Origin of the sequence: Methylobacterium sp. WL12 (assembly GCF_008039475.1) — a bacterium.
Lineage (GTDB): Bacteria > Pseudomonadota > Alphaproteobacteria > Rhizobiales > Beijerinckiaceae > Methylobacterium > Methylobacterium cerastii.
Window position 1 is genome coordinate 17,564 of the sequence record NZ_VRUW01000009.1, and the last position, 12,464, is coordinate 30,027.

General features: G+C 70.9%; 13 protein-coding genes. 8 read left to right on the forward strand and 5 right to left on the reverse strand.

The features are described from left to right. Nucleotides 1-221 precede the first annotated feature (221 nt). Together FV226_RS05675 and FV226_RS27885 are read right to left on the reverse strand one after the other, a co-directional pair. Entirely contained in the window at nt 222-1,547 is a 1,326-nt protein-coding gene (locus FV226_RS05675; protein ID WP_147762131.1) for an MdtA/MuxA family multidrug efflux RND transporter periplasmic adaptor subunit, read from the reverse strand. Between the two features lie 289 nt (nt 1,548-1,836). Next, nucleotides 1,837-1,977 carry a hypothetical protein gene (locus tag FV226_RS27885; RefSeq protein ID WP_187273722.1) on the reverse strand — a complete coding sequence of 47 codons (141 nt, stop codon included), beginning with the start codon at nt 1,975-1,977 and terminating at the stop codon, nt 1,837-1,839. Nucleotides 1,978-2,277: 300 nt separating this feature from the next. On the opposite strand from FV226_RS27885, the gene FV226_RS05680 reads away from it, so the two are divergent. The 4 genes from FV226_RS05680 to FV226_RS05695 all read left to right on the forward strand — a co-directional run bounded on the left by FV226_RS05680 (nt 2,278) and on the right by FV226_RS05695 (nt 6,726). Next, nucleotides 2,278-3,447 (forward strand): aminotransferase, encoded by a 1,170-nt coding sequence (locus tag FV226_RS05680; RefSeq protein WP_147762132.1) that lies wholly within the window; start codon nt 2,278-2,280, stop codon nt 3,445-3,447. A gap of 96 nt (nt 3,448-3,543) precedes the next feature. Then, nucleotides 3,544-3,996 (forward strand): DUF4112 domain-containing protein, encoded by a 453-nt coding sequence (locus tag FV226_RS05685; RefSeq protein ID WP_147753055.1) that lies wholly within the window; start codon nt 3,544-3,546, stop codon nt 3,994-3,996. Between the two features lie 211 nt (nt 3,997-4,207). Beyond that, complete coding sequence (locus FV226_RS05690; RefSeq protein WP_147762133.1) at nt 4,208-5,419, forward strand: ABC transporter permease; 1,212 nt, start codon at nt 4,208-4,210, stop codon at nt 5,417-5,419. A gap of 764 nt (nt 5,420-6,183) precedes the next feature. Continuing rightward, on the forward strand, nt 6,184-6,726 hold the full coding sequence (locus FV226_RS05695) for a MucR family transcriptional regulator (protein WP_147762134.1): 543 nt from the start codon (nt 6,184-6,186) through the stop codon (nt 6,724-6,726). A gap of 185 nt (nt 6,727-6,911) precedes the next feature. On the opposite strand, the gene FV226_RS05700 is transcribed toward FV226_RS05695, so the two are convergent. The 3 genes from FV226_RS05700 to FV226_RS05710 all read right to left on the reverse strand — a co-directional run bounded on the left by FV226_RS05700 (nt 6,912) and on the right by FV226_RS05710 (nt 8,873). Next, nucleotides 6,912-7,256, reverse strand: coding sequence for a hypothetical protein (locus FV226_RS05700; RefSeq protein WP_147753058.1), 345 nt, complete (start codon nt 7,254-7,256; stop codon nt 6,912-6,914). A gap of 111 nt (nt 7,257-7,367) precedes the next feature. Further along, nucleotides 7,368-8,033, reverse strand: a complete 666-nt coding sequence (locus FV226_RS05705; protein WP_147762135.1) for a transglutaminase-like cysteine peptidase — start codon at nt 8,031-8,033, stop codon at nt 7,368-7,370. A 522-nt stretch (nt 8,034-8,555) separates the two neighbouring features. Continuing rightward, a complete protein-coding gene (locus FV226_RS05710; protein WP_147762136.1) occupies nt 8,556-8,873 on the reverse strand; it encodes a hypothetical protein in 318 nt (105 codons plus the stop codon). A gap of 152 nt (nt 8,874-9,025) precedes the next feature. Here FV226_RS05710 and FV226_RS05715 point away from each other — a divergent pair, with 152 nt between their 5' ends. The 4 genes from FV226_RS05715 to FV226_RS05725 all read left to right on the forward strand — a co-directional run bounded on the left by FV226_RS05715 (nt 9,026) and on the right by FV226_RS05725 (nt 12,463). Beyond that, entirely contained in the window at nt 9,026-9,898 is an 873-nt protein-coding gene (locus FV226_RS05715) for a DUF6502 family protein (protein WP_147762137.1), read from the forward strand. A gap of 76 nt (nt 9,899-9,974) precedes the next feature. Then, the gene (locus FV226_RS05720) at nt 9,975-11,258 is read left to right on the forward strand and encodes a DUF5666 domain-containing protein (protein WP_348644087.1); all 1,284 of its coding nucleotides are present in this window, start codon (nt 9,975-9,977) and stop codon (nt 11,256-11,258) included. Between the two features lie 105 nt (nt 11,259-11,363). Continuing rightward, entirely contained in the window at nt 11,364-11,489 is a 126-nt protein-coding gene (locus FV226_RS28900) for a hypothetical protein (RefSeq protein ID WP_281406023.1), read from the forward strand. Nucleotides 11,490-11,590: 101 nt separating this feature from the next. Further along, nucleotides 11,591-12,463 (forward strand): methyltransferase domain-containing protein, encoded by an 873-nt coding sequence (locus tag FV226_RS05725; RefSeq protein WP_246691507.1) that lies wholly within the window; start codon nt 11,591-11,593, stop codon nt 12,461-12,463. Nucleotide 12,464 lies beyond the last annotated feature (1 nt).

Genomic DNA, 12,464 nt, shown 5'->3' on the forward strand with positions numbered 1-12,464 from the left:
GCCCGTGCGCGTCCCCTTGCCCCGCGTGCGGGGAGAGGGCGACAACGACCCCGTCGTCGTCGCAGCGAGGCGGCAGCCGACGGTGAGGGGGCGGGCCCGGAGGAAACTCCCCCTCACCGTCGCTTCGGCTGCGCCTTCGCTTCCCGCACGGACGACGAAGTCCGTGCGGGCCTCTCCCCGCCCGCGGGGAGAGGGGAGGTGCGCGTCCTGAACCCCGATGCTCACGGTTGCTGCCGCCGGCGGCCGCGCTTCTGCTCGGTGCCGGCAGGCGCCTCCGCAGGCGTCACCTTCTGGCCGTCGACGCCTTCCGTGATCCGAACCGGGGCGCCGTCGCGCAGGCGGTCGGTGCCGTCGGTGACGATGCGGTCGCCGGCTTGCAGGCCGGAGAGCACGACGGTCTTGGTCCCGTCGGTCTCGCCGGTCTTGATCGGGCGGACCGTGACCTTGGCGTCGCCGTCCATCAGGTAGACGTAGGTGCCGGGGGTGCCCTGCAGGATCGCCGCGTTGGGGACCAGAGCCGCGTTCGCCACCGTGTCGACGGTGAGCTTGGCGTTGACGAACTGGTTCGGAAACAGCTCCTCGTCCTTGTTCTCGAACAGGGCGCGCAGCTTCACCGTGCCGGTGGTGACGTCGATCTGGTTGTCGACCGTGTCGAGGGTGCCGGTGGCGATCTCGTGGGCGTCGCCCCGGTCGTAGGCGCGGACCACGAGCTTGGCGCCGGCGCGCACCCGGCGCATCACCCGCGAGACGTCGTCCTCGGGCAGGGTGAACACCACCGAGATCGGGTGGAGCTGCGTGACGACGACGATGCTGGTCGAGGCCGCGGTGATGTAGTTGCCCTGGTCGACCTGGCGCAGGCCGACCCGGCCCTCCACCGGCGAGACGATGCGGGCATAGGCGATGTTGAGGCGCTGCTGGTCGACGAGGGCCTGGTCGGAGGCAACCGTGCCCTCGTTCTGCTTCACCAGGGCGCCCTGGGTGTCGACGTTCTGCTTCGAGATCGAGTCCTGCTGGGCGAGGCGCTGGAAGCGGGCGAGGTCGAGCTTCGAGTTCTGCAGCAGGGCCTGGTCGCGGGCGAGCTGGCCCTGGTACTGGGCGAGCAACGCCTCGTAGGGCCGCGCGTCGATCTGGGCGAGGTAGTCGCCCTTCTTCACGGTCTGGCCCTCGCGGAACCCGATCTCGGTGAGATAGCCGCTGATCTGCGATTTCACGGTGACGGTGGCCAGCGGCGTGACGGTGCCGAGCCCCTGGAGCACCACCGGGATGTCGCCGGTGACGACCTGCGCGATGCCGACCGCCTGGGGCACGTCCATGCCGCCGCGTTTGCCGCCGCCCCGTCCGCCCTTGCCCTGGGTCTCGCCGGGGCCGCCGGCGACCTGCGTGCGCCCGTCGTACCAGCGGTGGGCCATCGCGCCGGCCGCCAGCAGAGCCAGAAGCAGCAACATCCAGCGCAACGGGCGGAACCGCCGCGTCTTCGCAGGCGACGCGGCCGGATCCGGCTGGAACGCGCGCGCCGTGTCCGTGCGGATGGGTGAGCTCTCGTTCATGCCTGATTAGACCACGTTCCGGACGCCGCCGCGCCCGTGTCGCGCCCTATCCTCTCGCTGTTTTCGTCCGCGGGCCGACCGTTCGTCGGCGCGCGGGGCGAATCCGGCACCCTGACCCGGCACCTTGGCCCCGATCGCCTGTACGGCATCCGAACGGCCCGCGCCTTGCGGCACCCGCGCTCGGAGCGGCCCGGTTCTCGGCGTGGGTCCGAGCTTTCGCCGACCCGAGCCTTCGCTTCGCAATGCGTCGTCAGTACGGCGCCGATGTTTCGGCGCTGTTGCTGGCCCCTCAGGGACGCTCCAGCGCGCGGTAGTACCGCACCACGTCGCGATAGGACTCGTCCACCGGCGCCACGGGGACGGCGAGCCGCAGGCCGAGTCCGAAGGCACCGAAGGCGAAGGCCAGCGCGAGCGCGCGGCGGGTGGACATGGCAGGCTCCGGCGATCCGTTGCGGCTGGCAGAGGCCATAACGCGAAAAGGCCCGCCAACGAATTGGCGGGCCTCGCGACGACCGGTCCGGCGCCTGGCAGGATCGGAACGAGGGGGCGGAGTTCCAACCCCGCCGGCGCCGTACCGGCCGTGTGTCTGAAAGCTACCTCACGGCTGATGAATGTCAACATTCGTCAGCCGTCCGGCCCGCCGGGTTGCGGTGGCCGCGTGCGATCGCGCACGTTTCGCCGGCGCTTCGGGCCATGGTATCACCCGGCCGATGTCCACCCCACGCCCTGCATGAACCCGGTCTTCTCCGGCCTCCCGACCACGGTGTTCGAGACGATGTCGCGGCTCGCGCGCGAGCACGGCGCGATCAACCTCGGGCAGGGGTTTCCCGACGACCCGGGTCCCGCCGACATGCGCGCGCACGGGGCCCGGGCGCTCGTCGAGGGCTCGAACCAGTATCCGCCGATGATGGGGCTTCCGTCCTTGCGCGCGGCGGTGGCGGCGCATTACGCCCGCCACCAGGGCCTCGCCCTCGATCCCGAGACCGAGGTGATGGTGACCTCGGGCGCGACCGAGGCGCTGGCCGGCGCGCTGCTGGCGCTGATCGCGCCCGGCGACGAGGTGGTGCTGTTCGCGCCGATGTACGACGCCTACCTGCCGCTGGTGCTGCGCGCCGGCGGCGTGCCGCGGATCGTGACGCTGACGCCCCCCGCCTTCCGCCTCGACGAGGCGGCGCTGGCCGCCGCCTTCGGGCCGCGCACGAAGGTGGTGCTGCTCAACAACCCGCTGAACCCGAGCGCCACCCTGTTCGGGGCCGACGACCTCGCGATGCTGGCCGCGTTCTGCGTCCGCCACGACGTGATCGCGCTCTGCGACGAGGTCTGGGAGCACGTGGTGTTCGACGGCGCCCGCCACCTGCCGCTGATGGCGCTGCCCGGCATGCGGGAGCGCACGGTGAAGGTCGGCTCGGCCGGCAAGATCTTCTCGCTCACCGGTTGGAAGGTCGGGTTCGTGATGGCCGGGCCCGGGCTGATGCGGACGCTGGCCAAGGCGCACCAGTTCCTCACCTTCACCACCCCGCCGAACCTGCAGGAGGCGGTGGCCTTCGGCCTCGCCAAGGAGGATTCGTACTTTTCCGACATGCGGGCGGGCTACGCCCGCTCGCGCGACCGGCTCGCCGACGGCCTCCGGCATCTCGGCTTCACGGTGCTGCCGGCGCAGGCGACGTGGTTCCTCAACGTCGACATCACCGAGCTCGGACAATCAGGGCGAGTGCCTGCGGACGACGTCGCCTTCTGCGAGGCGTTGGTGCGTGACCATCGCATCGCGGCGATCCCGGTAAGCGCGTTCTATCCTGACGCGGCGGTGCGCCACCTCGTGAGGCTCTGCTTCGCCAAGGCCGACGCGACGCTCGACACGGCGCTCGACCGCCTCTCCGGGGTCCGGCGGGTGGCCGCGTGAGGGAGCTGGGCCGGGCATCCGCCCACATCCTTGCCGGAACCGGGTCGCGGCGCCACATCTTCGCGGATGGCCCCCCCCGCTCACCGGACTCCCCCGATGGATTCCTCGCAGACCTTCTCCCAGAGCTGGCGTGCGGGAACGACGCTGCGCGTCGGCGACCAGAGCCGCGAGGCGACGCTCGCCCGGCTCGAGGCGCTGGCGCACCTGCTCGATTCCGCCTTCCTGATCCCCGGCATCAACCGGCGGGTCGGGTTAGAGGCGGTGATCGGGCTCGTGCCGATCGTCGGCGACATCGCCGGCATGGTGATCTCGTCCTACATCGTCGCGGAGGCCCGCCGCATCGGCGCGCCGCGCTGGCTGATCGCCCGGATGGCGCTCAACGTCGCCTTCGACGGCGCGATCGGCATCGTGCCGCTCGCCGGCGACCTGTTCGACGCGGCCTTCAAGGCCAACCGCCGCAACGTCCGCCTGCTCCGCCGCTGGATGGAGCGCAACGGCGGCGTCCGCCCCAACGAGATCGACGGCACCGCCGTGCGGATCGACGGCTGAGCGGCATTCGCACGCGCATCGCCGGTCGCGCAGGCTCACACCTCCCTCCGAGCCTTCGGATCGGATCGCGGGTCCCCTCTCCCGGGCGGGAGAGGGACAGGGTGAGGGATGAGAACGCACCGGAGAGGTCACGCCCCTCACCCCAACCCTCTCCCGATGGGAGAGGGGACCGCGACGCGCATCCCGCGAACCCTCTGTGGAGCATCCCGCGATGAACGAGATCGCCCGCCCCCCCGAGGGCGACCCGGTCTCGGCGCCGATGCCCGGGGCCCAGCCGATCGTGCCACGGCCGAGCGAGGGATTGCCCGAGGCGCGGCCGCTCGCGCCCCGCCGCGGCGGGCTGTCGCCGCTCAACCGGCGCCGGCTCGAGAACTTCCGCCGGAACCGGCTCGGCTACGTCTCGTTCCTGATCTTCCTGTCGCTGTTCGTCGTCAGCCTTTTCGCGGAAATTCTGGCCAACGACCGGCCGATCGTCGCCTCCTACAAAGGCGAGTGGCTGTTTCCGGTGCTGATCGACTACCCGGAGGAGAAGTTCGGCGGCTTCCTGGCGCGCACCGACTATCGCACGCCCGAGATCGTCAAGGAGATCGCGGAGAACGGCTGGGCGATCTGGCCGCCGATCCCGTTCTCCTACGACACCATCAACGATGGATTGCCGACCCCCTCGCCCTCGCCGCCGACCTGGATGCTCACCGACGCGCAGTGCCAGGCCGCCGAGACGGCGCCGGGCGCGGGCTGCGCCAACATCCCCTGGCACTGGCTCGGCACCGACAACACCACCCGCGACGTGCTCGCCCGCGTGATCTACGGGTTCCGCATCTCGGTGCTGTTCGGGCTGATCCTGGCCGCCGTCTCGTCGCTGATCGGCGTCGTCGCCGGCGCGGTGCAGGGCTATTTCGGCGGCTGGGTCGACCTGGCGTTCCAGCGCTTCATCGAGGTCTGGGGCGGCATCCCGACGCTCTACCTGATCATCATCATCTCGGCCTTCATCGCACCCGGCTTCTTCGTGCTGCTCGGCATCATGCTGCTGTTCTCGTGGGTGGCGCTGGTCAGCGTCGTGCGCGCCGAGTTCCTGCGGGCGCGAAACTTCGAATACGTGCGGGCGGCCCGGGCGCTCGGCTTGTCCAACGTCCGCATCATGACCGTGCACCTGCTGCCGAACGCGATGGTGGCGACGCTGACCTTCCTGCCGTTCATCCTCAACGGCTCGATCACCACCCTGACCTCGCTCGACTTCCTCGGCTTCGGCCTGCCGCCGGGCTCCCCCTCGCTCGGCGAACTGCTGGCGCAGGGCAAGGACAACCTCACCGCGCCATGGCTCGGCCTGTCCGGCTTCCTGGTGATCGCGGCGATGCTGAGCCTGCTGGTCTTCGCCGGCGAGGCGGTACGCGACGCGTTCGACCCGCGAAAGACGTTTCGTTAGCAAGATTTTTCGGCGGCAAGACCTTCTCGAAAGCACTTCCGGCGCTGTGGATGTCGGCTCGCTTCGAGGACATGCGATGACCAGCAGATCAGGGCTTGTCCCGTGACTTGCTGATCACGGAACATGCCCGTGCAGGACTTCGATGTCGACCCTGAGGCGCATCGACGATGCCTGGCGAGCCAAGCCGTCTAGCTGGATCGATCGATGTTGCGTGGCCTCATCCAGGCCGAGCGCAATGCTGACCGAGCCCGCCCTCGTCACGGACGACGCAGTCGAATAATCCGCGGCGGCGCTCCCGTTCCCGGCGACCACACTTCGTACACGAAACTGTTACTTAGTACTTCTGTACTGGTACGAGCGAATTCAAAATATGGCGATCACATCATCTTGGTGCGACAATTTTGTCCACCATTGCGTTACGCTGTGGTATGGACATCCAGGCAACGGATAGGGTGCAGACCGAACAAGATGCCGACATCCAGCATTTCGGCACCGTCTCGACCCGATGTTGGCGTCCGGTAACGGTCTCGGGCGAAAGCGAAATCTGCGCTGCCGCGGATGCGCAGATTTCGCGCGGCGCTCAGTGAGGCAATGCTGGGCGCACCAGGCCGGTTGCACGGATACGCTGCGCACTCGGCAGGCAAAACACACATATGATCATATGTTGAGCCCGGATAACGCCGTGGACATCCTTGCTTTCTCTGGCAAACATCATAATTCCTGCGCTTGGGGTTTTCGTCAGAAAATAGGCAAGGAACGTACGGATGTCTGAAACTGCAGTGTCGGCGCAGACGAGCAACGACTATATCGAGCGGACCGTCGACGTCGTCGCGGCCTATGTATCGAACAACTCCGTCCCCATCACCGAATTGCCGGCGCTGATCGCGAGCATCCATGAGGCGCTGAACAACGTCGGCTCCGGCACGGCTCCCGTCACCACCGAGGCGGTCGAGAAGCCCAGCACCGCTCAGATCCGCAAGTCGATCCGCCCCGACGGGCTGGTCAGCTTCATCGACGGCAAGTCCTACAAGACGCTGAAGCGCCACCTGACCAAGCACGGCCTCGACCCGCACAGCTACCGCGAGCGTTACGGCCTGCCCGCCGACTATCCGACCACCTCAGCGAACTATTCGGCCCAGCGCTCCGCGCTCGCCAAGAGCCTCGGCCTCGGTCAGCCCGGCCGCGCGGCCGCCGCCGAAGCGCCCGAGGACATCGAGGAGGCGCCCGCCGCCCCCGCCCGCCGCGGCCGCAAGGCGGCGACCTCCGCCGTGAAGGGCAGCCAGACCCGCAAGGCCGACGCCGCGTAAGGGTACGGACAGGACCGGCCCGAAATTCCCGAAGCCCGGCCCGTCGTGAGCCGGGCTTTTGGATTCTCAAGAGGCAGCCGGATGCTTTGTGGTGTCTGGATCACGCGTCGCGGATGCCGTGCGCTCAAGAGCGATCTGGTCCAAGACTGATGATCCAAGACTGATTTTGTGAAATGCCTGTCGGCCTAAAGAGCCGCGCGCCGTCCGAGCAAGCGGGCGCGGGCTTGCGCGACCAGGGCGGCGCGGGCTTGCTGCGCGTCGTCGGCATCGAGCAGCGGCGAGGCTGCGAGGGCGGAAAGGTAGGCCCTCTCCGGTTCGCGGCAGGCGCCGATCGCCGCGTCGGCGGCGAGCGGGCGGCTTCCGATCGTGGCTTGCAACCCGAAGTGGCGGTCGAGGCAGCCGTGCCAGGAGGCGTAGCGCGTCCCGGCCTCGCCGGCCTTCACCGGGCTCGCGGCAGCGAGCAGTCCAGTGGCGAGCGCGATGGCCAGCCCTGCGGCGAGCAACGGTTTCGGGAAGGGATGGGAGATCATGGGCGCGTCGTGGTGGGCGGCTCCGATCCCGGAGTCTCGCGCCGACGCGGTGAAGATTTCATCAACGTGCTGTCGTGCGCTGCGTCCCGTTTCGGGACGAGAGGCCGGTTTTCAGCGGTTGGCGGTGGTGACAGGCGAGGTGACGCCGCCGAGCGACACCCAGGCGACGGCGTCCTGGCTTTCGCGCTTGATGAAGGTGTAGCCGGTGCGGTGCCAGGGCAGGATCTGGCTGGTCTTGTTGTCGAGCACGAGGTCGCCGCGATCGGTGATCAGGGTGAGGACGGCGTGGCCCTCGCCCTTCTCGTCGATGACCACGGTCATCCGCATGGCGCGGCGCGGCAGGCCGGCGCGGGCGAGCAGGCTGCGCTTGAGCAACTGGAAGTCCTCGCAATCGCCCGAGCCGTCCTCGGCAAGGTCCCAGCGGTCCGGCACCCCGAGGTGGTCCATGTCGGTGATCGCGACGATCGACTTGTTGACCCGGCGGTTGATCGTCTGGATCGTGTTCCAGATCGCGGGGGTCATCGCGATGCGGGCGGGCTCGGCGGCGTTCACCGCGCACTCGGCCGGGTAGCCCTGGCAGAAGCCGACCCAGGCGAGGATCGGCTTGGCGGCGCCGACCGGCTCGGCGGCCAAGGTGGGGGCGGGCAGCGAGGCCAGGGTCTGCGCCACGGCCGGGGCGACGGCGAAGGCCAGTCCGGCCGTCACGGCGAGGCCGGCGAGGGCCTTGCGCAGACGGGGCGCCGACACCGCCCGAACCGTCGAAATCGCGAACCGCATCGCCGTGGCCCAACCCGTTAAGCTCTCGTTAACGAAAGCTCTCACGCCGAGGCCCCGACGGCAATCACCCCCTTAACGAAAGGTTAACGCTGTGCGTAACGCGAGAATGCGGATGCGACGGCTGGATCGATGCAAACGGGACACAGGTGCGGCCTTGGCGCCCGTTCTCGCGCGGTGCCCCATGACGGGCGGGCGAAGACCGAGGATCGGAACCAGTCGACCGAGCCGGCGCGCACCAGCCCGAAGCCGGCTTCGCTGGCGCGATTGGCGTCGTAACAGGTCGCGCACGGTTCAGTCGACAAGGTCGCCAACGCCCGCTTCGCGCGTGGCGAGCGCGGAGAAGTGAGAGGATGTGCGGCTCCGTCGAGCGTCCAGGAAGGGCCCGCGCTCAGAGCGCCAGCATCAGCAGGCCGACGACGAGGACGGCGAGGATCATGCAGAGGGCGAGGTCGAGGATGGGAGCCCCGCCGCAGGAGGATCGGTGGTTGGTCGGCATGGCTTGCGACCTTGCGATGGCGGGAATCATCGGATGGTATCCCGATGGAGGGTGAGAAGCGTCTCCCAGACCGGGCTGCCGGCCCGGGAGACGCCGTCGAACGCCGCAGCTCGTCGGGAAGGGGATCCTGAGGCTGCGGCCTGCGTCGCCCCCGAGGGCGCGACGCGGTGGGCCGTGTCCGCGGCGACGATCGCGAAGGTGGGCAGGGCCAGGGCGACAAGGCAGGCGGCGAGCCGGCCGTGCCGCGAGAGGTCCGGCCCGGTCGCGGTCCCGCGCTCGGAGCGCCGGGCCGCGTTCAGGGGCGCCATATGCCGGCCGACGAAGGCATGCCTGGTGTCGCGCATCGTCTTCGCCGGTCCTGATGGTGTGGGAAATTTGACCACGCTGCAAACCTATGTGTGTAAAATTCCCACGTCAACGCGAAATGGCTGTGCCGACGTGCGTTCGCGTACTCTGTGGGATTGTGTCCCACACATCCCGTGGTCATGCTGATCTGATGTCCGAGACCATCAACGACACCGGCGAGGGAACCAGCCTGCACGCGCCGGTGGCGCGCCTGCTGCGGCCGCTGGTGCGGCTGTTCGTGGCGCGCGGCATCACCTTCCCGGCGCTGACGAACCTACTGCGGGAACTCTACGTCAACGTCGCCGAGTACGACTTCGCGCTTCAGGGCAAGGAGCAGACAGACAGCCGCGTCTCGCTGCTCACCGGCATCCACCGCAAGGAGGTGCGACGTCTGCGCGGCGCCGGGGCTCCGGTGAGCGCAGTGCCGGCGGTGGTCTCGCGGACGAGCCGGATCATCGCCCGCTGGCTCGCCGACCCGGCCTTCACCGACCCGGACGGACGGCCGCTGGCGCTGCGGCGCGCGGGCGAGGACGGCCCCTCCTTCGAGGCGCTGGTCGCCGGCGTGACCCGCGACCTGCGCCCCCGCGCGGTGCTGGACGAGTGGCTCGACCGCGGGATCGCCAGCCTCGACGGCGAGGACCGGATCGTCCTGGCGGAGGCGGCCTACGTGCCCCGCGGCGGCGCCGAGCCGCAGCTCTACGATTTCGGGCGCAACCTCCACGACCACATCGCGGCCTCGGTCGCCAACATCCTCAGCGACGCGCCGCGCTTCCTCGAGCGCGCAGTGCATTACGACGGGCTGTCGGAAGAGCTGGCGCTTCGGCTGGAGGCGCGCGCCAGGGAGATCGCGATGGCGGCGCTGACCCAGGCCAACCGCGAGGCCCACGCCGCCTGTGCCGCCGACCCCGGCGGGTCCCACCGCTGGAATTTCGGACTCTACGTCTACGCCGAGGCCGTACCGCCGGCCGGGGACGCCTTCCCCGCAGACGATGCTTTGCCGGCTTCGTCGGAGGCCGAGGCGTGAGAACGCCGCCGGGGCAGTCGCGAGAGGCGCAGCACGAGGTTCGGTCGTCGCGTCCACGCGTTCCGGGACCAGGCGCATGATGCATCGCGCCGCCCCCACCCGCCGCCTCGTGCTGCGGCTGCTCGCCGGCGCCGCGCTGATTCCGGTGCGCGCGGTGCCGCAGGAGGCGCCGCGCGACCAAGGAATCGGCGGCACCGGGGCGCGTCCCGACGACATCCCGGGTGAGGGTGACCGCGGCATCGGGGGCACGGGGGTGATCGGCACGATCCGCCGCTTCGGCTCGATCGTCGTCAACGACCTGCGCATCGCCTATCCCGACGACGTCAACGTGCGCATCGACGGGGTGCCGGCGCACGCCGCCGACCTGAGGGTCGGGCACGTGGTCCACGTCGTTGCCCACGCCGACGCGGGCGGCCTCGCGACACGGCGGATCGACGTGACGCGCGAGGTGGTCGGGCCGGTGGAATCGGTGCGCGGCGGGAACCTCATGGTCCTCGGCCAGCGCATCGCCGCAGCGGGAATCGCCGGGCGCTGGGCGGTAGGCGACCGGGTCGCGGTGTCGGGCCTGCGCAGGCCGGACGGCGGCGTCGTCGCCAGCCTGATCGAGAGGCAGGCGGACGGCCCCGCCCGCGTCGCCGGCCCGGTCCGCCGCGACCGCGACGGGCACTTGGTGATCGGGCACCTGCGGCTCGCGGGCGCCGACACCCTGCCCGTCGGCCGCCGGGCCGCGGTCGCCGGCGAGGCGACGGGCGGCGTGCTCAAGGTAGCGCGCGCGAGCGACACCCTGCAATTCCCGCCCGGCCTGAGCCGGGTCTCGGTTGAGGCCTATGTCGGCCGCAGTCGAGGCGGTATGACGCTCGGGTCCGGCCTCGAGGTGGCCGGGCAGCCGGATGCCGCGGTCCCGCGTCGCGGCAGCGTCCGCGCCGTGCTCACGACGCGGCCGGCCGCCGACGGGCGCCTCACCGTCGAGGCGCTGCGCCTCGACGACCGCGGCACCGGGCCGGACCGAAACCTGCTCTTCGAACGCGCGCCGGACCGGATCGACGGCCGGGGCCTGCCTGGCCGCGGGCCGGACGGATTTCGCGAACGCGGCGGTCTCGGAGCCGGCAACGGACCGGGGAACGGGCCTGGCAATGGAGCAGGTGGCGGGTTCGGCATCGACACTCGGACGGGACCGGGCGGGTTCGGCGGCGGCCGTGGCGGACCCGGAGGCTTTGGAGGTCCCGGAAGCGTTGGGGGTCCCGGAGGCTTCGGCGCTCCGGGCGGCGGCCTGGGGGGCTTCGGCGGACCCGGTGGATCGGGTGGACCAGGCGGCGGGCCAGGCGGGTTCGGCGGCCCCGGGGGCGGCCCCCGGCGTTGAGGCCGGAGCCCAGCCCTCGGCACCGCCGGCGGGCTTCCGCGAGGTGAGCCGCCTGAACAACGGGGCCGGCGAGGATCCATCCGGCGAGGCCCCACGCTCTGCCCGATGCAGCTTGCCCTCGACGGCTTCAAATCCGTCGACGACGTGCACGGCTACACCCCGGGCGACCGGGTTCTGCCCGACGTCGCGGCGGAACTGCTGGCCGCGCGGGCTCGGGGGTCGGCGGCCTGAGGCGCGCGGGGCCGGCGGCATCCTGCAAGGCAGGCGCCCTGCTGACGGCGGGCGCCCGCCGTGCAAGATGCTGCCCGGATCGCTGAGCGGCGGAGCATGCCATGACGGCCACCACGACGGCCACGATGACCCAGGCCGAATACTGGAACGGCGCGGTCGGCCAGCGCTGGGCGCGCAGCCAGGGCGTGCTCGATTCCGTGTTCGCGCCGCTGACCGAGGCACTGTTTTCCGCCGCTGCCCTGCGACTGGGCGAGCGCGTCCTCGACGTGGGCTGCGGCTCGGGCGCCACGGCGCTGATCGCGGCCGAGGCGGTGGGGGCGACCGGCCGGGTCGTCGCCGCCGACCTGTCGGAGCCGCTTCTCGCCGCGGCGCGGGCGCGGCCCCTGCCGGCCGGCGCCGCGCCGGTCGACTTGATCGTGGCCGACGCCGAGACGCATGATTTCCCCGCCGCGGCGTTCGACCGGGCGATCTCGCGCTTCGGCGTGATGTTCTTTTCCGATTCGCGCGCCGCCTTCGCCAACCTCCGCAGGGCGCTGACGCAGCAGGGACGCCTGAGCTTCCTGTGCTGGCAGGCGATGGCCGACAACCCCTGGGTCACCGTGCCCCGCGCGGCGGTGCTGCCACTGGTGCCGGACGCGAGCCCGCCGGACTTCTCGGGCCCCGGCCCGTTCCGCTTCGCCGACGCGGACGCCCTGCGCCGCCTGCTCGCCGAGGCTGGCTTCTCCGACGTCGCCGTCGCGCCGGTGGTGCGCGACCTCGTGTTGGGACGCGCCGCCGACGGCTCGGCACGCGCCGCCGCCGAGGCGGCGGCCGCCGTCGCGGTCGAACTCGGCCCGGTCTCGCGCCTGCTGCGCGACGCCGAGCCGCCCCTGCGCCAGGCGGCGCTCGCGGCGGTCACCGAAACCCTGCTGCCCTACGCGAAGGACGGCGCCGTGCACCTCGCGGCCGGGTGCTGGCTCGTCTCGGCGGGCTGAG

Excerpts from the sequence above, each read along its gene's own strand:
- FV226_RS05685 (WP_147753055.1), top strand. The coding sequence starts at position 3,544 with ATGGATTCCTCGCAGACCTTCTCCCAGAGCTGGCGTGCGGGAACGACG.
- FV226_RS05705 (WP_147762135.1), bottom strand. The coding sequence starts at position 8,033 with ATGCGGTTCGCGATTTCGACGGTTCGGGCGGTGTCGGCGCCCCGTCTG.
- FV226_RS05725 (WP_246691507.1), top strand. The coding sequence starts at position 11,591 with ATGACGGCCACCACGACGGCCACGATGACCCAGGCCGAATACTGGAAC.
- FV226_RS05700 (WP_147753058.1), bottom strand. The coding sequence starts at position 7,256 with ATGATCTCCCATCCCTTCCCGAAACCGTTGCTCGCCGCAGGGCTGGCC.
- FV226_RS05680 (WP_147762132.1), top strand. The coding sequence starts at position 2,278 with ATGAACCCGGTCTTCTCCGGCCTCCCGACCACGGTGTTCGAGACGATG.
- FV226_RS28900 (WP_281406023.1), top strand. The coding sequence starts at position 11,364 with ATGCAGCTTGCCCTCGACGGCTTCAAATCCGTCGACGACGTGCACGGC.
- FV226_RS05675 (WP_147762131.1), bottom strand. The coding sequence starts at position 1,547 with ATGAACGAGAGCTCACCCATCCGCACGGACACGGCGCGCGCGTTCCAG.
- FV226_RS05690 (WP_147762133.1), top strand. The coding sequence starts at position 4,208 with ATGAACGAGATCGCCCGCCCCCCCGAGGGCGACCCGGTCTCGGCGCCG.
- FV226_RS05720 (WP_348644087.1), top strand. The coding sequence starts at position 9,975 with ATGATGCATCGCGCCGCCCCCACCCGCCGCCTCGTGCTGCGGCTGCTC.
- FV226_RS05710 (WP_147762136.1), bottom strand. The coding sequence starts at position 8,873 with ATGCGCGACACCAGGCATGCCTTCGTCGGCCGGCATATGGCGCCCCTG.
- FV226_RS27885 (WP_187273722.1), bottom strand. The coding sequence starts at position 1,977 with ATGTCCACCCGCCGCGCGCTCGCGCTGGCCTTCGCCTTCGGTGCCTTC.
- FV226_RS05695 (WP_147762134.1), top strand. The coding sequence starts at position 6,184 with ATGTCTGAAACTGCAGTGTCGGCGCAGACGAGCAACGACTATATCGAG.
- FV226_RS05715 (WP_147762137.1), top strand. The coding sequence starts at position 9,026 with ATGTCCGAGACCATCAACGACACCGGCGAGGGAACCAGCCTGCACGCG.